Source organism: Bacteroides propionicifaciens DSM 19291 = JCM 14649, from assembly GCF_000375405.1.
GTDB lineage: Bacteria > Bacteroidota > Bacteroidia > Bacteroidales > Bacteroidaceae > Bacteroides_E > Bacteroides_E propionicifaciens.
In genome coordinates, this window is record NZ_AQWS01000002.1 from 39158 (window position 1) to 61453 (window position 22296).

The 22296-nt window shown below is 37.5% G+C and carries 16 protein-coding genes; 6 read left to right on the forward strand and 10 right to left on the reverse strand.

From position 1 onward, the window contains the following. Positions 1–199 precede the first annotated feature (199 nt). Entirely contained in the window at positions 200–1576 is a 1377-nt protein-coding gene (gene miaB / locus B091_RS0100880) for a tRNA (N6-isopentenyl adenosine(37)-C2)-methylthiotransferase MiaB (RefSeq protein ID WP_018108111.1), read from the reverse strand. Between the two features lie 381 nt (positions 1577–1957). On the opposite strand from miaB, the gene B091_RS0100885 reads away from it, so the two are divergent. Further along, a complete protein-coding gene (locus B091_RS0100885) occupies positions 1958–2350 on the forward strand; it encodes a hypothetical protein (protein WP_162137964.1) in 393 nt (130 codons plus the stop codon). 26 nt (positions 2351–2376) lie between these two features. Next, positions 2377–3876, forward strand: coding sequence for a butyryl-CoA:acetate CoA transferase (locus tag B091_RS0100890; RefSeq protein WP_018108113.1), 1500 nt, complete (start codon positions 2377–2379; stop codon positions 3874–3876). Between the two features lie 139 nt (positions 3877–4015). Here the strand turns inward: B091_RS0100890 and B091_RS0100895 are convergent, their stop codons facing one another. After that, the gene (locus B091_RS0100895; RefSeq protein WP_018108114.1) at positions 4016–4414 is read right to left on the reverse strand and encodes a DUF3836 domain-containing protein; all 399 of its coding nucleotides are present in this window, start codon (positions 4412–4414) and stop codon (positions 4016–4018) included. Between the two features lie 272 nt (positions 4415–4686). Next, the gene (gene polA / locus B091_RS0100900; RefSeq protein WP_018108115.1) at positions 4687–7473 is read right to left on the reverse strand and encodes a DNA polymerase I; all 2787 of its coding nucleotides are present in this window, start codon (positions 7471–7473) and stop codon (positions 4687–4689) included. 86 nt (positions 7474–7559) lie between these two features. On the opposite strand from polA, the gene B091_RS0100905 reads away from it, so the two are divergent. Next, positions 7560–8534, forward strand: a complete 975-nt coding sequence (locus tag B091_RS0100905; RefSeq protein WP_025069333.1) for a polyprenyl synthetase family protein — start codon at positions 7560–7562, stop codon at positions 8532–8534. 156 nt (positions 8535–8690) lie between these two features. Here the strand turns inward: B091_RS0100905 and deoC are convergent, their stop codons facing one another. The 7 genes from deoC to ybeY form a co-directional block, all read right to left on the reverse strand. Next, positions 8691–9587, reverse strand: a complete 897-nt coding sequence (deoC, locus tag B091_RS0100910; protein ID WP_018108117.1) for a deoxyribose-phosphate aldolase — start codon at positions 9585–9587, stop codon at positions 8691–8693. A 2-nt stretch (positions 9588–9589) separates the two neighbouring features. Then, complete coding sequence (locus tag B091_RS0100915) at positions 9590–9913, reverse strand: nucleotide pyrophosphohydrolase (protein ID WP_025069332.1); 324 nt, start codon at positions 9911–9913, stop codon at positions 9590–9592. Further along, positions 9913–10365, reverse strand: a complete 453-nt coding sequence (gene dtd / locus B091_RS0100920) for a D-aminoacyl-tRNA deacylase (RefSeq protein WP_018108119.1) — start codon at positions 10363–10365, stop codon at positions 9913–9915. The genes B091_RS0100915 and dtd overlap by 1 nt, the downstream gene beginning before the upstream one ends. A gap of 52 nt (positions 10366–10417) precedes the next feature. Further along, on the reverse strand, positions 10418–12256 hold the full coding sequence (gene uvrC / locus B091_RS0100925; protein ID WP_018108120.1) for an excinuclease ABC subunit UvrC: 1839 nt from the start codon (positions 12254–12256) through the stop codon (positions 10418–10420). A 95-nt stretch (positions 12257–12351) separates the two neighbouring features. Then, a complete protein-coding gene (locus B091_RS0100930; protein WP_018108121.1) occupies positions 12352–12876 on the reverse strand; it encodes an adenine phosphoribosyltransferase in 525 nt (174 codons plus the stop codon). 39 nt (positions 12877–12915) lie between these two features. After that, positions 12916–14790 carry a tRNA uridine-5-carboxymethylaminomethyl(34) synthesis enzyme MnmG gene (gene mnmG, locus B091_RS0100935; protein WP_018108122.1) on the reverse strand — a complete coding sequence of 625 codons (1875 nt, stop codon included), beginning with the start codon at positions 14788–14790 and terminating at the stop codon, positions 12916–12918. Between the two features lie 60 nt (positions 14791–14850). Then, positions 14851–15291 carry an rRNA maturation RNase YbeY gene (gene ybeY, locus B091_RS0100940; protein ID WP_018108123.1) on the reverse strand — a complete coding sequence of 147 codons (441 nt, stop codon included), beginning with the start codon at positions 15289–15291 and terminating at the stop codon, positions 14851–14853. 633 nt (positions 15292–15924) lie between these two features. On the opposite strand from ybeY, the gene B091_RS0100945 reads away from it, so the two are divergent. From B091_RS0100945 to B091_RS0100955, 3 genes are all read left to right on the forward strand, one after another. Then, positions 15925–17550 carry a DUF6377 domain-containing protein gene (locus B091_RS0100945; RefSeq protein WP_025069331.1) on the forward strand — a complete coding sequence of 542 codons (1626 nt, stop codon included), beginning with the start codon at positions 15925–15927 and terminating at the stop codon, positions 17548–17550. 208 nt (positions 17551–17758) lie between these two features. Then, positions 17759–20734 carry a SusC/RagA family TonB-linked outer membrane protein gene (locus B091_RS0100950; protein WP_018108125.1) on the forward strand — a complete coding sequence of 992 codons (2976 nt, stop codon included), beginning with the start codon at positions 17759–17761 and terminating at the stop codon, positions 20732–20734. A 12-nt stretch (positions 20735–20746) separates the two neighbouring features. After that, entirely contained in the window at positions 20747–22267 is a 1521-nt protein-coding gene (locus B091_RS0100955; RefSeq protein WP_018108126.1) for a RagB/SusD family nutrient uptake outer membrane protein, read from the forward strand. Positions 22268–22296: the final 29 nt, after the last annotated feature.

Sequence of the window (22296 nt, forward strand, 5' to 3'; positions counted from 1 at the left end):
AGTTTATCGGTCTGTTTAATGAAATTTAATATTAAGGATCTCGTATTTGTCTATGAACTTATCAATTGGGTTAAAATTATCCAATAGTTCTCTTCGGTTTTATGCTATTTGTGTTTTTGTCAAATACAATGCTATCTCCCAATTATTTGGTCAAAGAATTAGGAGATAGCGTTTATGGTATAATATCACTCAGGGGTTACTATGCTCTAACTTCAGTGCCTATAAGTGTGGCAGAGTTAGCCTCGTTTATAAGTACGTTGACATAGTCACCTACTTTATGGTTGTTTCTATCTAGAATCACAACCTTATTCTGTTCTGTTTTGCCGTATAGTTGGTCTTTAGACTTTTTTGAAACACCTTCAATCAGTACTTCATATACTTTTCCAACACATGCATTATTCGCTTTGTCTGATAATTGCCTTTGGAAGGTTATGATCTCGTTTAATCTTCTTGTCTTAATATCTTCGGGTACATCGTCTGGGAGTTTTTCTGCTGCGTAAGTTCCAGGTCGTTCAGAATACTTAAACATGAAGGCTGAGTCGAATTGACAAATATCCATTAGGCTCAATGACAACTGATGATCTTCTTCGGTTTCGGAGTGAAATCCACAAAATATGTCTGTTGTTATTCCGCACTCAGGAATGATACGTTTGATGGCATCAATTCTATCTAAATACCATTCTCTGGTATATTTACGATTCATAAGTTTAAGAATGCGAGAGCTTCCACTTTGTACAGGTAAGTGAATATGCTTACAGATATTGGGAAGACTTGCTATTACATCCAAGGTGTCATCACTCATATCTTTTGGATGAGAAGTGGAGAATCTTATTCGAGTAGTTGGGGCGTGTTTAGCGACAATCTCAAGTAATTGGTGAAATAATACGTCTCGGCCTTCTGCCTTATAATGATACGAGTTCACATTTTGTCCAAGTAGCGTAATCTCTTTATATCCCTTTTTTATCAGGTCGTCCACTTCGTTGAGTATACTTTCAACCTCACGGCTTCTTTCTCTTCCGCGTGTGTAAGGGACAATGCAGTACGTGCAAAAATTATTGCAGCCTCTCATTATCGATACAAAGCCCGATATGTTCGTACCACAAAGTCGAGTTGGAATAATGTCTTTATAGGTTTCAGTTTTCGATAACTCTATATCCATAGCCTTTTCTCCTGCTTCTACTTCTGCAACTAAATCGGGTAAATTGAGGTAAGCATCTGGGCCAACAACCAAATCAACGTGATGATCTTCTATTAGAGCTTGTTTGACACGTTCGGCCATGCAGCCTAATACACCAATGATAAGCTTATTATTTTTCTTCTTTTTGAGCGCTTGGTAGTGCTCTAGCCTGTTGTATATTTTCTGCTCAGCATTTTCTCGAATTGAGCAGGTGTTTAAGAAAATTGCATCTGCCTCATTCAGCTCTAGAGTGATCTCGTAGCCAGCCATTTTCATTACCGAAGCTACTACTTCGCTATCAGCTATATTCATCTGACAGCCGTAAGTTTCAATTAAGAGTTTCTTGTCTGTAATGTCAGTTATGGATTTTAAGTCCACTCCTGTAGATTCTTGTTTCATAAATTTGGGGTGATTTTACTGTGTCTCGCAAATATATATACTTTCTTGCATATTGCGTGTTTCCAAAATCCAAATAGTAGATAACAAAAGTTATTGCTTAAGTGTTCGTTTTTAATTAATGTTAAATAGAAGAACATTATAGTTTCAATCTTTGGACTACGGCAAATTAGTGTGCATATTTGTCACCGTGAAAAAAACATTAGATTTTTTCATAGTTAAGGTTTAGGTTAAAAAATTAGGGTAGCTGTGAAGCTGCCCTTTTTTATTTTCTGCAAATCACACTCTGTTCTAGCTATTTTCTTTATCTTTGCTTTAATGTAAAACTAACGAAAGGGCTGATAAATGAGTTTCTTTACAATATTTTTAGTTTGGATCGGTTTTATGATAATATCATCCAAATTTAAATCTCTTAAATCGAAAAATAAAGGTAATGTGTTACCCGATGACTTCGAAGAACTGCTTGATACCACTGCTGACTTTGATCAACAAAGTACTGTAAAAGAATATTCTAACAGCACTAAACCTCTTCGTGCTAGTCAGAAAGCAAAAGATATTTCAATACAACAAAATAAATTAATTAGAGAGAATGCTTCCTCTTACATTAATAATTTAAATCAAACTGCATTTGATGACTTAGGCAAAGATGAATCTTCTGTTCGTTTAGGCGAATCGGCTGATGCTTCATTGTCTTATAACAAGGCGTATCAATTTAATTCTGAAGAAGATTTGAAACGTGCATTTGTGTGGTCTGAAATTTTAAGGAGGAAGTATTAATAAAACTTTTTTGAAAATTACAGATTATGGCTTTAAATTTTATTACTGCAGAAGAGGCAGCTGAACTCATTAACCATGGTGATAACATCGGTTTAAGTGGTTTTACTCCTGCTGGAACAGCAAAAGCTGTTACATTTGCTTTGGCTAAAAGAGCTGAAGCTGAACACGCTAAGGGTAACCCTTTTCAAGTGAGTATCTTTACTGGAGCATCTACAGGTGATTCTTGTGACGGTGTATTAGCAAAAGCAAAAGCAATTCGTTACCGTGCGCCTTATACAACCAACAAGGATTTTAGAAATGCTGTAAATGGTGGTGAAATTGCTTATAACGATATTCACTTATCGCAAATGGCACAAGAGTTACGCTATGGTTTTTTTGGCGACGTCAATATGGCTATTATTGAAGCCTGTGAGGTTACTGAAGATGGAAAAATATATTTAACTGCTGCTGGTGGTATTTCTCCGACTATTTGCCGTTTGGCCGACAAAATTGTTGTTGAGCTAAATAGTGCTCAAAGCAAAAGCTCTATGGGTTTACACGACGTGTATGAGCCGTTAGACCCTCCTTATAGACGCGAAATCCCTATTTATAAGCCTAGTGATAGAATAGGTAAACCCTATGTAGAGGTTGATCCTAAGAAGATTGTTGGTGTTGTTAAAACTGACTGGCCAGATGAAGCTCGTGGTTTTGCTAGCCCAGATCCTGAAACTGATTTGATTGGTCAATACATCTCTGATTTCTTAGTAAATGAGATGAAAAAAGGTATTATCCCATCTACTTTTCTTCCTATTCAATCGGGTGTTGGTAATACAGCCAATGCTATTTTGGGTGCTTTAGGTAATTCTCCTGCTATTCCTGCTTTTAACGTATATACTGAAGTTCTGCAAGATGCAGTTGTTGATTTAATACGTAACGAGCGTGTACTTTTTGGTAGCTGTTGCTCACTTACCCTTACTAACGATAGCTTGAATGGTATCTATAAGGATATGGATTTCTTTAAGGATAAATTAGTAATTCGTCCTTCTGAAATTTCTAATAACCCTGAAGTTATTCGCCGTCTAGGTGTGATTTCAATCAATACAGCTATCGAAGGTGATATCTATGGTAATGTTAACTCTACACATATTATGGGTAGTAAAATGATGAACGGTATTGGTGGTTCAGGCGACTTCACTCGCCCTGCTTATATCTCAATCTTTACTACTCCTTCTACAGCTAAAGGCGGTAAAATTTCTTCTATCGTTCCTTTTGTAGCTCACCTTGACCACACTGAACACGATGTAAATATCTTTGTTACTGAGCAAGGTGTTGCTGATTTAAGAGGTAAAGGTCCTAAAGAGAGAGCTTACGAGATTATCGAAAAATGTGCTCACCCTGATTATAAGCAAATCCTGAGAGATTACTTAAAATATACTGATGGTAAATCGCACACTCCTGTTTGGTTTAATGGTGCATTCGCGCTTCACCAAACTTTCATGGAAACAGGTGATATGAGAAATATTGATTGGAGTAAATACTTCAAATAATTTCTGCATATTTTTATAATATAGAGGTGCTTGTCAAAGTTTTGACAAGCACCTCTATTGTTTTATTAGCTTTGCTCGATAAAAAATTAGGGCTTAAATCAAAAATGATTTAAGCCCTAATTAATTACCGTACACTAAACTATAAGTTGGTATCTAAAAACTGCTTATTGAACTGAGGAATTAGTTTGTATTCCTGACGACTAGCATCCCACATATACGATTTAGTATTAACATTTTGCCCGTCGTATTGGTATCTAACAGTTAAAGCTTTGCCCCATCTGTTGTTATCTTCATCCCATCTTAAGATATTGTTTTCTACGATTCTATTTTGGTTGTCGTATACGTAGTTGTACTTTAGATATTGAGATAGCTCTTTTCCCTCTTGTTTGTAGAGTGTTTGTCCAACTAGGATACCGTCTTTTTCTTCGAGGTTATAAATGATATTATTGCTTATGTTGCTTTTTGCCGAAACTGAACAAAAACTACTAATTGTTACTAGAGCAACTAAAAGTACTTTGTAAACTTGTTTGAATTTCATAGCTGTATTTATTAGAATTTATTTTTGGTTTATTATCTACTTCTGTAGGTTTCTACTACGAACTTAATAATTATACTCTATTAATTCTAAGCTTTTATAGGCTATTTTCAGGTGCATTTGATGCTGTTTAATTTTGAGATTATCGAAAAGTTTGGTCTAGATCAATAAAAAAGTCAGCGAGATTATTCGCTGACTTTTTTATTGATTTAGTGCTAATAGATATGCACTAAATATGTCTTTTTGACTTATGGTTAAATAACATTAAAATGGTATCAATGTGCTTCCAACCAGTTGCTACCCCAGCCATAATCGGCTTTTAAGGGAATTGATAGAGGGTAAGCTCGCTCCATTTCTTCAATAACAATTTGTTGAACTTTTTCCTTTTCACTCAAAATGACACTAAAGTTCAACTCATCATGCACTTGTAAAATCATCTTTGACTTTATGCCTTCATGAATAAATCTTTTATGGATATTGATCATCGCTATTTTTATAATGTCTGCAGCGCTTCCTTGGATAGGAGCATTGATGGCATTTCTCTCAGAGAATCCTCTAACAACTCCATTCTTCGAATTGATATCGGGTAAGAAGCGTTTTCTATTCGATATGGTTTCTACATATCCTTTTTCTTTAGCCACCTCTATGCAGCTATCCATATAGGTTTTTACCTCAGGATAGGTCGCAAAGTAACCGTCAATTAAGTCTTTTGCTTCTTTACGATCTACTTGCATTCTTTCGGCAAGTCCAAATACAGATATACCATAGATAATTCCGAAGTTAGCCGTTTTAGCTTTTCTTCTTTGGTCGCTTGTAACATCTTCTAGTTTCTCCTTATATATCTTAGCTGCAGTAGAGGCATGAATATCATCTCCATGTCTAAAGCCATCCAACATATTTGGATCCTTACTTAGATGGGCCATGATTCTTAGCTCTATTTGAGAGTAATCTGCAGAGAAGAATAAAGAGTCAGGGTCGGGGATGAAAGCCTTTCTAATCTCCTTACCATCTGTGTTACGGATGGGTATATTTTGCAAGTTAGGATTGCTCGAGCTCAGTCGTCCTGTTGCCGTTATGGTTTGGTTGAACGATGTGTGTAGTTTCCCTGTTTTTTTATTGATTAGTTTTGGTAAAGCATCAACGTAAGTACTGACTAGTTTTTTAAGTCCTCTGTAATCGAGAATCTTTCCAACGATAGGGTGCTTGTCTTTGTAGTTTTGTAGTACCTCTTCGGATGTTGTGTATTGCCCTGTTTTTGTCTTTTTAGCTTTTTCGTCTATCTTCAGTTTGTCGAATAATATTTCGCCTACTTGTTTGGGTGATGAAACATTGAAGTCTTCGCCAGCTAGTTTTTTAACCTCTTCTTCTATTATGTTCATTCTTCCAGAGAATTCGGTCGATAGTGCTTTTAGTGCAACCTTGTCTATAAGGACACCGTCAAACTCCATATCTACCAATACTGGTACAAGTGGCATCTCTATGGTATAGAAAAGTTCGTCGGCATTATTGTTCTTTAGATCTTCTTCGAGCTTCTCTTTTAGTTGCAAGGTTATATCTGCATCTTCGCATCCGTAGATATAGATATCTTTCGGATCCAGGTCTCGCATACTTTTCTGGTTCTTACCTTTTGGACCAATTAGATCTTCAATAGGGATTGTTGTGTGGCCTAAATAAATTTCTGCCAAGTAATCCATATTATGTCTTAATTCGGGTTGAACGACATAGTGAGCAATCATGGTGTCGAAAAGTGGACCTCCAACATTGATGTTGTAGTTTTTAAGTATAAGTAGATCATACTTTATATTTTGTCCAATTTTGAGCGAATCTTTATTTTCTAAGATTGGTCTTAAGAGTTCTAGCCTTTTTTGAGTTTCCTCCTTATCTTCAGGAAATGGGACATAGAATGCTTCGTGTTTTTTGACCGAAAAGCTAATTCCAACAATTTCTGCCTCCATTGCCTCTATACCTGTGGTTTCGGTATCTAGAGCAATTTCTTTATAGCTACTTAGTTTTTTGACTAATTTGGCTATATCTATCAGGTTATCAACTAGTTCGTACGTTTTGTTAATGCTTTCAACTGCCGTATTTTTCGTTTCTTTTGAACTCACTGTGGGGAAGTGCGGATTTTCATCAAATAAATTGCCCTGAATTGGACCAGATTTTGCTGATAGGGTAGGAGCTTCTGTCTCTTTTAGAATTCTTTCGGCCAAAGCTCTAAACTCTAGTTCTTCGAAGAGAGATCTGATTTTGACTTTGTCAATAGTTTCTCTTTTAAGGTTTTCCAATTTTAGCTCTATGGGTACATCAACTTTGATTGTAGCTAAAAATTTAGAGAATTTAATTTGCTCAATATTTTCTTCAACCTTTTTCTTGATTGCACCTTTTAACTTGTCTGTGTTTTCTATAAGATTTTCAATAGAGCCAAATTCTGCAATAAGTTTTTGTGCAGTTTTAATTCCCACACCCGGGCAGCCAGGAATATTATCGGAGGCATCACCCATTAGTCCAAGTAAATCTATAATCTGTGATTGGTGCTCAATCTCATATTTTTCGATAATCTCTTTTGGACCCAAGACTTCAAAATCTCTATCGCCATATTTGGGTCGGTACATGAATATGTTAGTATCTACAAGTTGAGCATAATCTTTATCGGGGGTCATCATATAGGTTGTTATGCCTTGCTCATGTGCTTGTTTTGCAAGTGTCCCGATAACATCATCCGCTTCATATCCTGCAACTTCTAAGATGGGGATATGGTAAGCTTTGATTATCTCCTTAATTATTGGCACAGCTAGCTTAATATCCTCGGGTGTAGCTTCTCTCTGTGCTTTATAATCTTCGAAGGCTTTATGTCTGAAGGTTGGTCCGGCAGGATCAAATGCTATACCAATATGGGTTGGCTGTTCCTTATTTAAGACCTCTTCTAATGTGTTTACAAATCCGAGTATCGCTGAGGTGTTTAATCCCTTCGAATTGACCCTTGGATTTCTTATAAATGCATAATATGCTCTGTAAATCAAAGCATAGGCATCCAATAGAAAAAGTTTAGTTGTTTGTTCCATATAAATACTAATTTTACATGTAAAAGTAGCAAAAAATAAGGTATTAATGCTTTTATTGTTACTTTTGTATCCAAACCCGAATGCAGATGAGTTTACTATCAGAAATACGCAAACCTATTGAGCAAGAGCTTGCTCAGTTTCAAGTGACTTTCGATGAGTCGCTTACAAGCTCGAACCCTTTATTGATGGGAGCTATTGATCATATTCGTAAGCGGAACGGTAAAATGATGCGTCCTTTACTTGTACTACTTTTGGCCAAACTCTATGGTTCTGTTAGTAACCAAGCTATTCATTCAGCTGTATCTTTAGAATTACTTCATACTGCAAGTTTGGTGCACGACGATGTTGTTGATGAAAGCGACCAACGTAGAGGTCAACTCTCTGTTAATGCACTTTTCAATAATAAGGTATCTGTACTTGTTGGTGACTTTTTACTTGCAACTAGCCTTGTTCAAGTGAGCCTTTCTCGTGACTATCGTATCATTGATGTTGTTGCTAAACTAGGGCAGCAATTGGCAGATGGTGAGATACTCCAATTGTCTAATATTGCAAATAGAGAATTCTCAGAAGAGGTATACTTCAGTGTTATTTATAAAAAAACAGCGGCTCTTTTTGCTGCTTGTACTCGTGTTGCTGCTTTGTCTGCTGGAGCTTCGGACCAGGAGGTTGATTTGGCTACTAAGTTTGGTGAATACATGGGAATCTGTTTCCAAATTCGCGATGATATTTTCGACTATTATGCTTCTTCAGATATTGGGAAGCCAACGGGTAACGATATGCTTGAAGGAAAACTTACTTTACCATCGCTTTATGTCTTAAATAATAAAGCAACTGCGGAAGTTATTGATGCAGCTTATCGTATCAAAGGTGGAGATGCTACATCTGAAGAGATTAATCAGTTTATTGATTTTGTTTTAGCCAATGGAGGAATTGAATATGCCGAAGAAACGATGCTTTCTTATCGTCAAAAAGCGTTGGATATTCTCTCTGACTTCCCCGATAATGATGCGCGTCAATCTTTGATCCGCTATTTAGATTATGTTGTTCTCCGCAAGAAATAGGACTCGGATTGAAGTAATATTAAATTATGATTTAGCAGAATTAGTTTTAAAACTTGTTCTGCTTTTTTATCTCTAGGGTTTGCCTTAAATAAAGTAGCCTCTTTGATAATTGATACTATCAAAGAGGCTACTTTGTGGTTTATGTTTATCTCTTACTTAAAAGAAATTGATCTCTGTACCTTTAATTTCCGATAGTAGGAGGTTGGTTAGTCTACTTGTTCCTAGTCTGAACAGTTTGTTGTTTAACCACTCCTCGCCTAGAATCTCTTTTACTATAGTATAATAGATTAATGCATCCTTTACTGTCGATAATCCACCTGCTGGTTTAAATCCAACTTTTCGGCCTGTTTCTAGGTAGTATTCTTTTATGGCTTGACACATTACATATGCAGCTTCTGGTGTTGCAGCTGGTTCTAATTTACCTGTTGAGGTTTTGATGAAGTCGGCGCCACTATACATTGATAAGATAGATGCTTTCTTGATGTTTGCTGCTGTTTTTAGAGCTCCTGTCTCAAGAATAACTTTCATGTGGTGGTCTTTGCAAACCTCTTTAAGTTCTTCAACCTCTTCGCACATCGATTCGTAGTCTCCGCTTAAGAAGCTTCCAACATTAATCACAATGTCAATTTCAGTTGCTCCCTCATATAGCGCCATTGATGTCTCTGCAATTTTAACTTCGATATAGGTTTGTGACGAGGGGAATCCTCCAGATACACAGGTAACCTGTACATCATCTACCTCTAGAGTTTGACTCACAATCTTGGCAAAGTTGGGATAAACACAGATGGCTGCAACATGTCCTAATTCTGGATATTCGTCGTCAAATTGATTTACTTTCTCGGTAAATTTGAGAACACTTTCTTGACTATCTGTTGTTTGAAGTGTTGTCAAATCAACACAGTTGAATAGCAGCTTCTTTACTTCCTGTGTGTCGTTTTTTTCTAGATTCTTTTCAAGTAGTTTTTCTAAACTACTCTTTACATCTGAATCTTTGATATCGGTGTTGTACTTGCTAAGTGCAAGTTCATACTTAGTTAAATCTTTGTCAGCCATAATTATTTTAATTTAGCATTTTGGATATGTCTTTCTTTATCTCGCTTAGTCTTCTTTTCAAAACTATCTTTTAGAGCCTGAGTTAAATTTACATCTGTTTGGTTTGCTAGGCAAAGTAACACCCAGAGTATGTCAGCTAACTCTTCGCTAATATTGTCTTTTTCTCCTGCTTTAAACGATTGCTCTCCATACTTTCTAGCCATTACACGAGCCAATTCTCCAACTTCCTCGGTTAGTATAGTCATGTTTGTTAGCTCGTTGAAATATCTTACTCCAGTGGTCTTAATCCATAGATCTACCATTTGCTGTGCCTCGTCTATGCTCATTACTCTTTGTTTTTGGTGTCCATGCATATGGTTACAGGTCCATCGTTTACTAGGCTTACCTTCATGTCTGCGCCAAACTCTCCTGTCCCTATGGGTTTGCCTAGTTTTAACTCTATCGTCTCTATAAATGCCTGATAGAGCGGTATGGCTATATCGGGCTTAGCAGCCTTAATGTATGAAGGTCTATTACCTTTTTTCGTAGAGGCATGCAATGTAAATTGACTTATTAATAAGATGTCACCACCAATATCTTGGATTGATTTATTCATTACGCCATCTTGATCATCAAAGATTCTTAAGTTAACAATTTTATTTGATAGCCACTCAATATCTTCCTGATTATCTGAATCTTCTATGCCGAGTAAGATAAGCAGTCCCTTAGTTATTTCTGCTTTGATTTCATTGTCTATTCTTACGGCTGACTCCGATACTCTTTGTATAACAATTCTCATAGCTTTTGTATTTTACTACAAAGTTATAAATATAAAAGATATCTATAACTACTTAATCTTTTTTATGAAAGCTCTCCCATAGTAGAGTTGCTTTTGTTTTTCCAACCGATTGTGTTAGTTCTTCTATCGTTGCTTCTTTGACTCTTTTGATACTCTTATACTCCTTGAGCAATTGCTCTTTTGTTTTAGGCCCTATACCCTTTATTGTATCAAGCTCAGATTGTACTTGTCTTTTGCTTCTTTTGTCGCGGTGGAACTTGATGGCGAAACGGTGTACCTCATCCTGGAGTCTCTCCATAAATTTGAATAATGCACTGCTCGGTTCCATTCCTATTGTCATTGCAGGAAATCCAAATAACAGTTCTGACGTACGGTGTTTTTTATCCTTTGCTAGACCTGCTATAGGTATGTTGATATTGAGTTCTTCCAAAGCTTTTCGAACTACTTCTATTTGCCCTTTACCACCGTCAGTTATTATCAGGTCGGGTAGGGATTGCTCTGTTTCTATTAGTCGCTTGTATCTTCTGAGTACAACCTCGTGCATCGAAGCATAATCGTCGGGACCCTCAACGGTCTTAATATTGTATTTCCTGTAGTCGTCTTTTGAAGGTTTACCTTGTTTGAAAACTATACAGGCAGCTACGGCATCACTCCCTTGAATGTTTGAGTTATCAAAACTCTCAATGTGCATGGGTAGCTTTTTGAGTTGTAGCTTTTCTTGTATTTCTCGAAGCAGTCGCATGCTTCGCTGTGCAGGGTTGAGCTTCTCAGCTTGTTTTAGTCGATCGGCTTTATATTGCTTTGCATTGAGTTGAGAAAGGTCTAGAAGCTTTTTCTTTTCACCTCGTTGAGGTACGGTAAACTTAATCTCTTTGAGTTCTATATCTAGCTCCATGGGTGTTACAATCTCTTTGGCTTGGCTGCCAAACCTGTTCCTCATCTCTACGATACCCATGATTAGTAGGTCCTCTTTTGATTCGCTGAGTCGTTTCCTATACTCAAAAGTGTAGGCCTGATTTATGGCTCCATTCTCGATGTGTAGGTAGTTTATGTAGGCTGATCGTTCGCCATCTTCTTCTATTGTAAATACATCGATGTTGTGGATAAGTGTACTTACTACCTCGGATTTGTTTCTGTAGCTTTCCAGTAAGGTCAGTTTTTGTTTGTACTCTTGTGCCTTTTCATAATCCATTTGTTCTGCGTAATGGTGCATTTGCTCTTTGAGTTTATCTGCTATTTCTCGTGTATTCCCTTTGAGTATTTGCTTAACCTCCTCTATGTCCTTGAGGTAATCTTCTTGCGACTGTAATCCTTCGCATGGACCTAAGCAGTTTTTGATATGGTATTCCAAGCAGACTTTGAACTTTCCTGCACTTATGTTATCGGGTGATAAGAGATGCTTACAAGTTCGTATGGGGTATATCTTTTTTATTATGCTTAGTAGGTTGTGCATTGCAGGAAGATGCGTGTATGGGCCAAAGTATGTTGAACCATTTTTGATGATCTTCCGTGTTCTGAATACTCTTGGGAAATATTCGTTTTGCACACATATTGATGGATAGGTCTTATCATCTTTGAGTAGTACGTTGTAGCGTGGTTGGTGCTCTTTTATCAGGTTGTTTTCAAGCAGTAGTGCATCTTGTTCGCTATTAACAATAATGTATTTTATATTCCTTATTCGTCGAACGAGTACGGTTGTCTTGTTCGACTTGTGGTCTTTGTTGAAATAGGAGGAGACTCGCTTCTTTAAGTTCTTTGCTTTACCTACGTAGATTATTTTGTCGTTATCGTCGAAGTACTGGTATATGCCAGGTGTCTCAGGCAAGCTACCTACGATTGTGCTTAAGTGTAGCTTGTAATCATCTTTCTTATTTCTGTTCTCCTTGCTCATTGTTCCACGTGTAACATAGTTGGTTTAAAATACTGAACAGTACAAATATAAAGAAACGCCGCGATAATTGCGGCGTTTCTTCTGTGTGTTATATTCTATAGCTTCAGTACACTGTCTACTGGTGTCTCTTCTGAAAACTCTTTTCGTCCATCGAGCTGTTTGAGCTCTATAATAAAGTTGACTAGAACGTTTTTTGGCTTGAGTTGGTTGACTAGTTTTATTGCAGCTTTCATAGTTCCTCCTGTCGCTAGTAGGTCATCGTGAATTAGCACTACGTCGTCTTCGGTGATTGCATCTCTGTGCATTTGGATGGTATCTATGCCATACTCTTTTTCGTAGGATTCCTCGATTGTGTCGGCTGGTAGTTTCCCAGGCTTTCTAATCGTGACAAATCCTGCTCCAAGTTTTGTTGCTAAGATAGGGCCCATGATAAAGCCTCTTGATTCTATTCCTATAACCTTTGTTATTCCTTTATCTTTGTACATCTCATACAAGGTGTCGCCAAGTTGTTTGAGTGCTTCTGCATTTTTAAATAGGGTGGTTATATCATAAAATAAAATCCCTTCTATTGGGAAGTCTTTAACCGTTCTGATTTCTTTGATTAATTCTTCTCTAGTCATTTCTTTATTTGTTATAATCGAATGTTCCACGTGTAACAATTACTTTCTTATTAGTACTAGCAATACATTGATATCGCTAGGCGATACGCCTGGAATTCGGCTTGCTTGTGCAATGTTCTCAGGGTCTATTTTCTGTAGTTTCTCTCTGGCTTCGTAAGAGAGTGATGGAAGTTTGCTGTAATCGAATTTGCCTCGGATCTTGATATTCTCTAGTCGCTTTGTCTTTTCTGCAATCTGGCTTTCTCTTTCAATGTAGCCACTATATTTGATTAAAATCTCGACTGCTTCTACTATCTCTTCTTTGCGATTCTCTATTTTGTCGATCTCTTCTTTGAACTTAGGAAGGGCATCTTGTATGTTGGCAAAACTAATCTGTGGACGGGTTAACAAGTCAATTAGTTTGCAACCGTGTTTTAGGGGAGTTGTTCCAAGGCTTTCGAGTGTAGCGTTAACCTGTTCTCCCTTGATAGAATAGTTTGTAGCAAAGTCCATGAGTCGCTCTATATGTGCTTTTTTGCTTTCGTAAAGTGCAAAGCGTTCATCACTAACCAATCCTATTGCTCTACCTTTTGGTGTTAAACGCATATCGGCATCATCCATACGGAGTAATATTCTGTACTCAGCTCGAGAGGTAAACATACGATAAGGTTCATCAACACCTTTTGTAACCAAGTCGTCAATTAGCACCCCGATATAAGCTTCATCTCTGCCGAGCACAAACTCCTGGCCGCCTACACAGTTCATGTGAGCATTAATCCCAGCCATCAAACCCTGGGCTGCGGCCTCTTCATAACCTGTGGTACCGTTGACTTGCCCTGCAAAGAATAAGTTCTTTACTAGCTTCGACTCTAGGGTATGGGTGAGTTGTGTTGGGTCAAAGAAATCGTACTCTATGGCATAGCCAGGCCGATAAACTTTTACATCTCTAAAGGCTGGGACTTTTCTTAAAGCCTCCAATTGGATATCCATAGGGAGTGATGACGAAAATCCATTTAGGTACATTTCGTTGGTGTCAGTTCCTTCGGGTTCGAGAAACAATTGATGTTTGTCTTTATCGGGGAAGTTGACAATTTTAGTCTCTACACTTGGGCAATAGCGTGGGCCTATACTTTGAATTTGTCCGTTGTATAGTGGTGAGTCTTCAAGACCTTTTCTCAATACATCGTGACATTCAGGCGTGGTATAACAAGTCCAGCAGGGTAGAGGATCTAGTCTTTTCTCGCCTGTATCTAAGAATGAGAATTTGTGAAAATCACTCTCTCCATCTTGGGGCTCCATCAGGCTGAAGTCAACACTTCGGGCATCAATTCTTACGGGAGTTCCGGTCTTCATTCTGTCGGTATGGATACCGTGCTTCGTGATTGACTCGGTTAGAAAGTAGCTAGCAGGCTCAGCCATTCTTCCTCCAGGAAGTTGAACTTTACCCACGTGCATCAATCCATTAAGGAAAGTACCCGCAGTGATGATTATGCATTTTGCATTGAAGGTTACCTCCCAGAGTGTGGTTAAGCCCACAACAACACCATCTTCAACAATCAGCTCTTTTACGCTGTCTTGCCAAATCTCCAAGTTGTCGGTTCTGTCGAGTATTTCTCTCCATTCCCAAATATATTTATTGCGATCACTTTGTGCTCGAGGGCTCCACATTGCAGGCCCCTTAGAACGGTTAAGCATTCTAAACTGTATGGCGGTGCGGTCGGTTATTAATCCCATCTCACCACCAAGGGCGTCTATCTCACGAACGATTTGGCCTTTGGCTATACCGCCAATGGCTGGATTGCAACTCATCTGTGCAATCTTATTCATATCCATTGTTATCAGGCAGGTTTTAGATCCCAATCGTGCAGCAGCAACAGCAGCTTCACAACCGGCATGTCCTGCACCAATAACAATTACATCATAGTTGAATTTCATTGGAAGTCAAATTTAAATTAAGGTACTCGAAGGGTACCAATCTAAAATATTGTTTCGTCATTATAAGCTGGGCGTATTGGCGATAAGCTTGTATTCGGCAAGAGCTTCATTTTCTTGTTGTTCCATAATTTCGCGTTCTCCAGGCCCTTTATCATTGATTCCACACAAGTGAAGAATGCCGTGAATAACGGTTCGTAGGAACTCTTCAGTATAGGGGGTGCTTAATTGCTCTGAATTGCTTTTGACTGTATCCAAGCTAATAAATAAATCGCCCGCAATAAGGTCGCCCTTACAGTAGTCAAAAGTAATAATATCGGTGTAGTAGTCGTGTTGTAAATAAGCTTTATTTACCTCTAATATTTTTTCATCGGAGCAAAAGATATACGTGATTTCTCCCACTCTTCGATTATATTTAGAAGCTATTTTCTTTATCCATAGTTGAATAAAGTTTTCGTCAAGTTGGGGCATTTCAACCCCATCGGTATGGTAAGTAATAATCATAGAGATAAATACAATTTTAACGAAAACAAGCTCTAAGATAGATTGTCTTATCTCATTTGTTTTCGCACAAATTTAGGAATAACTTTTCGGATGTACTTGCTTTTTAACTAAATTTGCTTTAATCATCTCTTACTTAGTGCAAAATAACACCTAGGTGGTTTAATGACTTTTCCTGAAAAGTTGTGGAATTTGCATAACTCACGAGCAAACTGAGTTTGACTGTGTTTTCTTTAAACTTTTGGTTGTATACTTTTTTATTTTATTGGATAAAGGTAGTTCTATCCCCTAACTACTTGTGTAGGCAAAGTAGTCAGTCCAGTGTTGTATTTGTGTGAATACCTTGCTAATGGATTTATACTTCTGGTATATAACTTGGTTGTATGTGCTAGAATTAGATTATTATTTTTAGATTTGTTATAAGCTATACATTCAGTAGGAGGAGGCGTTGTAAACAGCGCTCCTTTGAAGGTGAAGCTCCAGACAGATAACATAAAATGCACAATTCAATAGATATAGCATCCATCTGTTGGTGCGCCAAATTTGATATCTTTCTCTATTAGATCCCCTCTTTAAATGGGTGTGCTATCTTTGACACTAATCCTATTCTATAAAATTTACTTGATTGGAGTTACTATGAAACGAATTATATTACTGCTTTTCTCTATTTTTTTATTGACAAACAGCATCTCTTATGCAATGTTGCCCGACTCTATTGCTTTTCAACTGAATGAGGCTCTGAATCAGAAAGAAATTTATGTCAAGGAGAAAGAGAAACGAATATCTAGTTTTAGAGAGGTGCTTTCCTTGGCTAGCTTAACAGATATGCAGAAGTATGAGCTGAATGAAAAAATGTACCAAGAGTATAGTAAGTTTAAAACAGATTCGGCCGTACACTATATGCTTGAAAATATTTCGTTGTCCCAAAAGAGTGAAAACGATACTTTACTGATTAATGCCCAACTTAACCTGGCGTGGTTATATTCTACGAAGGGGAAATACATTGAAGCGAACGATATTTTACAAAACATAGATAAGAAAAAACTAACCTTCGACCTACTTTGCTCTTATTACCGTACCTATAACGATTTTTATTCGCATTACGGATTGAGTAACAACGATAATAAATATTATATGGAGAGTGAACTGTATAGGGATTCGCTTCTGAATATTTTAGATCAAAACTCTTTTGAATATCAGTTGGAAAATACTAAAAAACTGCTCTACTCTTACAAAGAAGATGAGGCGATAGCTGCTTTTGAAAAGTTGCTGAGCCAAGCGGACGACACCAATCCAGAACGTGCTAGCATAGCCTATTTTTTAGGATACACTTATAAGCGTAAGAGTAATTTGGCTTTGCAGAAGAAATACTTCTCCATATCGGCTATTTGTGATGTTATAAATAGTATTAAAGACAATGCTTCGTTTCAGAACTTAGCGCTAACTTGTTACGAATTGGGTGAGATTGATAATGCATATCGATACATTCAATCGGCCATGAATGATGCTGTATTCTGCAATGTGCGGTACAGAACAATAGAGAGTTCCGAGTTTTATCCGATTATAAATTCAGCTTTTCAAGCCAAAGAGGCTTCTCAAAAGGAGACATTACAGTTTTCTTTGCTACTGATAAGTTTACTCTCATTGCTTCTTATCGTGGTGATGGTTTATATATATAAACAGATGAAGAAATTGGCTCGGATTAAAAATCAGCTTAAGAAGACCAATAAACAACTAACTGAGCTAAATGATGAGCTGCAGATGTCTAACATCCATCTGGAAGAGGCAAACCACGTGAAAGAGGAATATATTGGCAGATTCTTTGATCAATGCTCGGAGTATATTGAAAAAATTGAGAACTACCGTAAAGAACTGAATCGAAAAGCCAAGAATAATCAGCTGGATGACCTCTTCAGAATGTTGAAGTCTAAAGCTATTGTTGAGGCCGAGTTGATGGAGTTATATGCTAAGTTTGACTCTATATTCTTAAATATATACCCCGACTTTATCAAGGAGTTCAACAATCTATTGGTGCCCGAAGAGCGTATCTATCCGAAGCAAGATGAATTGCTAACGACAGAGTTGCGTATCTATGCCTTGATAAGATTGGGTATTACAGATAGTAATAAGATAGCTAGTTTCTTACGCTATTCTTTAAGAACTGTTTACAATTACCGCACGAAAGTAAGGAACAAATCAGCTGTTACAAGAGGCGATTTTGAAGACTATGTAAAGAAAATAGGGCTTAAAAGCACAAGATAGCACCTGTATTTGATATAAATCAAGTACTTTTTACGCTCTTTTATAAGTATTAATCATCTGTTTATCAATGTATTGATATTTTGGTTGGGTACTTTTTAAGTCCTTGAAAATATTTGAGTTCATAATAGATGTACTTTTATGTTTAAGCATGAAGCATTCATTTTTGTGATTACTTCATACTTAAACAATAAATTTAATACGTACTATTATGATGAAACACTTTAAAAAAGGATGCTTCCTTTTAAAGACTTGTTCGCTTCTGTTTTTGTTGTGTATTACCATACCAACATATGCACAAGAAGTTATACAAGTAAAAGGTAAAGTTTTAGATGCCAATACGAATGATACATTAATTGGTGTATCTATTGTGTCTAAGAAAGACAAATCAGTGGGCACCATCACCAATATGGATGGTGAATTTACACTGCAAGTTCCAAAAGGAACACTTCTTCAATGCTCATACATTGGCTACGAATCTGTTGAAGTAGCAGCAGGATTGAATCTTGTTATCAAGATGAGCGAATTTACCGAATTTTTAGACGAGGTTGTGGTTATTGGTTACGGTACGGCAAAACGTAAAGATGTAACAACTGCCATCTCTTCTGTATCTACCAAAGACATTGATAAAAGGCCCTTAATATCTGCTGGACAAGCCATTCAAGGTAAAGCTGCAGGGGTATCGGTTTCACAGCCAAATGGTGCTCCAGGTGGCGAGATGGTTATTCGTGTGCGTGGTACAACCTCTTTCAACGGTAGTAATGACCCGCTGTATGTCGTGGATGGTGTGCCTGTAGATAATTTAAATTTTTTGTCTCCTAATGATATTGCTGATATTCAGATTTTAAAAGATGCCTCTTCTGCTGCCATATACGGTTCTAGAGCTGCAAATGGTGTAGTTCTGGTTACTACAAAGAAGGGCCAAGCGGGCAATGCAAAGATTGATTTCAATGCACAGCTTACCATGAATAGGGTATCTAATAAAATGAAATCTTTGAATGCGGCAGAATATAAAGAGTTGCAAGACGAGATTAAGATTATTAATGTGCCAGAGGGTACTACAGATGTTATTAACTGGTTTGACGAGGTGTACCAAACAGGATTAACACAGAGTTACCAAGTATCGGTATCCGACGGAACAGAAAAGTTGAAATACTTCTTATCAGCAGGATATTTAGATGAAAAAGGAGTGCTAGATGCAGCCATGTTTAAACGCTATAACTTTAGAGCAAATATTGACAACCAAATTCGTAAATGGTTGAAGGTAAGTGCTAATATATCGTACTCGGACAATACATCGAATGGTATTACAACAGGACAGGGCTCAAACCGTGGTGGTGTTGTCTTATCAGTCGTAAACCTACCAACTACTATAGGTATTAAAGATGCCACAACGGGTTTGTATAATCGCTCTTTCTATGGAATGAACATAGCCAATCCAGTGGAGAATATTGAGAATGATAAGAACAATAAGAATAAAGAAAACCGTCTGATTGCATCAGGTAATGCTACTATTACTATTCTGCCAGAATTGGATTTTAGAACATCTATCACATTAGATAGACGGAATGCGCACTCGAAAGGTTTTGTACCTCCTGTACATGCAGAGGATAGAGACGATTGGGGTAATGCGTGGGACAATAGAAATACCAATACGGTGATTACATTTGATAATATTGTTACCTACAACAAGAGTTTTAATAAGCATAATCTGGATGTTATGGCTGGTAGTTCTTGGACAGATTCAGATTACAATAACAACTGGATTAATGGCTCTCACTTCTTATCAGATGCGATACAGACTGTAAATGCAGCTAATAAGATATCATGGGACGGAACAGGTAGTGGTGCATCTCAATGGGGGATCATGTCTTACTTTGGACGTGCATCTTACAATTATGAGAGCAAATACTTACTAACTGCCAATTTGCGTGCAGATGGTTCTTCAAAACTTCATCCAGATCATAGATGGGGTACTTTCCCATCGTTCTCTGCTGCCTGGAGAATCTCTTCCGAAAAGTTTATGGAAAGCCTAGATTGGCTAGATGATTTGAAAATTCGTGGAGGATGGGGACAGACAGGTAACCAATCTGGTATTGGTGATTATGCGTATCTACAACGCTATAATCTACGTCGGGTAGAGTGGTTTGAAGCAGGTGCAGGAAACTCACTACCTATTCTTACACAGGCCAACTTAAGAACTAAAGATTTGAAATGGGAAACAACTACCCAAACAAACTTAGGCTTTGACTTTACTGCTTTTAAAAGCCGTTTAACGGTAAATGTAGATTACTACTACAAGAGAACAAAGGATATGCTGATGTGGGTATCGTTACCTACAGGTGCTGCTGCGGCCAATACAATTCAGCGTAACGAGGGTGAGATGACCAACAAGGGGATTGAGTTTAGTGTAAGCTCTAAAAATCTTGTCGGAGATTTTGCATGGGACACTGATTTTAACATATCATTCAATAAAAATAAACTGAACAAACTAGAGCTAAAACAGATTTATACAGACGGTTGGACTGCTGATGTACTTCACGAACCTGTGGTAAGAAATCAACCAGGTAGATCTTTAGGTGGTTTCTACGGATACATTAGCGATGGAGTTGATCCAGAAACAGGTGATATGATTTATCGCGATATAAATGGAGATGGTAAAATAACATCTACAGACCGTACTTTCATTGGTGATCCGAATCCAGACTTTACATATGGATTGACGAACAACTTCTCCTGGAAAAACTTCAACCTAAGCATCTTTATTCAAGGTTCTCATGGTAATGACATCTACAATGCTTCTCGTATTGAAACAGAGGGTATGTATGACGGTAAAAATCAATTAAGAAAAGTGTTAGACAGATGGAGAGTACCTGGACAAATCACAAGTGTACCTCGTGCCAATTACAACATAAAGAACTCTTCTTACTTTATTGAAAACGGTAGTTATCTGAAGATAAAGAACATCTCATTATCGTATGATGTAAAGGCTAAACTTTTAGAAAAACTGGGTATTAGCCGTTTCCAGCCTTATCTATCTATATCAAACTTATATACTTGGACAAACTATTCGGGCATGGATCCAGAAGTGAATCAATGGGGTAATAGTGGTGCGGTGCAAGGAATAGACTGGGGGACTTACCCACACAGTAGATCTTTTGTTATGGGCCTTAATGTTCAATTCTAAAAATCTAAAATTATGAAATTCAAAAACATATTTGGTGGCATGATGCTAGGTGGAGTAATGATACTCTCATCTTGCTCACTCGGCTATAACCCTATTGATACCTATTCTGATGTTACAGAGGGTGTACAGGACAAAGATAAAGAGGTGGTATTTAAAGATAAAGAGGCAGTGGTTAACCACCGACAATCTATCTATAAAACACTTAGAGATGGACAAGAGCATTGGTATCTTGACCTTTTACTGGTAGCAGAGTCGCACTCCGACAATGCTTACGCTGGTACGACTGGTGCAGAGGTCGTTCCGTTTGAAAACAATAGTATTGAAGGTTCAAACTCGGTAATGGATCGTGACTGGAACAGGCATCTTGCTAATGTAGGATTAGCTAATAAGTTAATTTGTAATATTGACGAGGTGACCGATCCCGCTCTATCTGATGCTGAAAAGAGACAATTTAAAGCTGAGGCTAAAATTTACCGTGCCATCATCTATTTTGATATGGTTAGGATGTGGGGTAGAGTACCTGTAATTACAAGTGTTGCAGGAGACATTACTTCGGAAAATATAGGAGAGATATACGATCAATATTTTCCAGAGCAAAATGAAGAAATAGAGGTTTATAGACAGATAGAGAAAGATTTGCTGGAGGGTATAGAAGATGCTTCAAAGAATAACCCTGCGGATAAAACACTATTCACAAAATCGGTAGCAAAGGCACTTCTTGCAAAAGTATATGCTGAAAAACCATTGAGAGATTACAATAAAGTGATTCAATATGCAGACGAATTGGCTGCTGATGGTTTTGATTTAGAGCCCGACTTTAGTAATCTATTTGGTATGAACGAAGCGGTTACTGATGCTAAACAAAGAAATACAAAAGAGTCTATCCTTGAGGCACAGTTCTTCCCAGGTAATGGAAACTGGTGTACATGGATGTATGGTAGAGACCTTGTAAACTGGAACACCAACTTTACTTGGGCTAAGTGGATTACACCATCTAGAGACCTGATTAAGCTTTATACATCAGAAGGAGATAAGGTTCGTTTTGAAGAGTCTGTTGTTTATTATAAAGCGAGCTGGAGCATCTATTACCCAGCAGATAATTATCCGTTTATGTATAAATGTCGTTCAGCATACAGCAGTATTATTAAATATCGTTATGCTGATATTTTACTACTAAAAGCGGAGGCACTCATCCTGTCTGACACTCCACAATTGGCAGAGGCTGCAACAATTATTGACCAGATACGTACTCGTGCTAAGCTGCCTAAACTGAAAGGTACAGATAAGGCCGATAAGAATGTACTACTTGATGCCCTGCTTAAAGAGAGACGTATGGAATTGGCTTTTGAGGGTCAGCGTTGGTTCGACTTGGTAAGACTTGACAAAGTTGAAGAGGTGATGAACGATGTCTTTAGCAATGATTCTGGGCGTAAGACTTTAGAATACAACTTCTCGAAAGATTCGTATCTGCTTCCTATTCCTCAGAATGCAATTGATGAAAACTCTAAGTTATCTCAAAACCCAGGTTATTAATCTTAATCAATGAAATATAAACAAATAAA

Bases quoted from the DNA above. Each gene is read 5' to 3' on its own strand.
- miaB (WP_018108111.1), bottom strand. From the start codon at position 1,576: ATGAAACAAGAATCTACAGGAGTGGACTTAAAATCCATAACTGACATT.
- B091_RS0100885 (WP_162137964.1), top strand. From the start codon at position 1,958: ATGATAATATCATCCAAATTTAAATCTCTTAAATCGAAAAATAAAGGT.
- B091_RS0100890 (WP_018108113.1), top strand. From the start codon at position 2,377: ATGGCTTTAAATTTTATTACTGCAGAAGAGGCAGCTGAACTCATTAAC.
- B091_RS0100895 (WP_018108114.1), bottom strand. From the start codon at position 4,414: ATGAAATTCAAACAAGTTTACAAAGTACTTTTAGTTGCTCTAGTAACA.
- polA (WP_018108115.1), bottom strand. From the start codon at position 7,473: ATGGAACAAACAACTAAACTTTTTCTATTGGATGCCTATGCTTTGATT.
- B091_RS0100905 (WP_025069333.1), top strand. From the start codon at position 7,560: ATGAGTTTACTATCAGAAATACGCAAACCTATTGAGCAAGAGCTTGCT.
- deoC (WP_018108117.1), bottom strand. From the start codon at position 9,587: ATGGCTGACAAAGATTTAACTAAGTATGAACTTGCACTTAGCAAGTAC.
- B091_RS0100915 (WP_025069332.1), bottom strand. From the start codon at position 9,913: ATGAGCATAGACGAGGCACAGCAAATGGTAGATCTATGGATTAAGACC.
- dtd (WP_018108119.1), bottom strand. From the start codon at position 10,365: ATGAGAATTGTTATACAAAGAGTATCGGAGTCAGCCGTAAGAATAGAC.
- uvrC (WP_018108120.1), bottom strand. From the start codon at position 12,256: ATGAGCAAGGAGAACAGAAATAAGAAAGATGATTACAAGCTACACTTA.
- B091_RS0100930 (WP_018108121.1), bottom strand. From the start codon at position 12,876: ATGACTAGAGAAGAATTAATCAAAGAAATCAGAACGGTTAAAGACTTC.
- mnmG (WP_018108122.1), bottom strand. From the start codon at position 14,790: ATGAAATTCAACTATGATGTAATTGTTATTGGTGCAGGACATGCCGGT.
- ybeY (WP_018108123.1), bottom strand. From the start codon at position 15,291: ATGATTATTACTTACCATACCGATGGGGTTGAAATGCCCCAACTTGAC.
- B091_RS0100945 (WP_025069331.1), top strand. From the start codon at position 15,925: ATGAAACGAATTATATTACTGCTTTTCTCTATTTTTTTATTGACAAAC.
- B091_RS0100950 (WP_018108125.1), top strand. From the start codon at position 17,759: ATGATGAAACACTTTAAAAAAGGATGCTTCCTTTTAAAGACTTGTTCG.
- B091_RS0100955 (WP_018108126.1), top strand. From the start codon at position 20,747: ATGAAATTCAAAAACATATTTGGTGGCATGATGCTAGGTGGAGTAATG.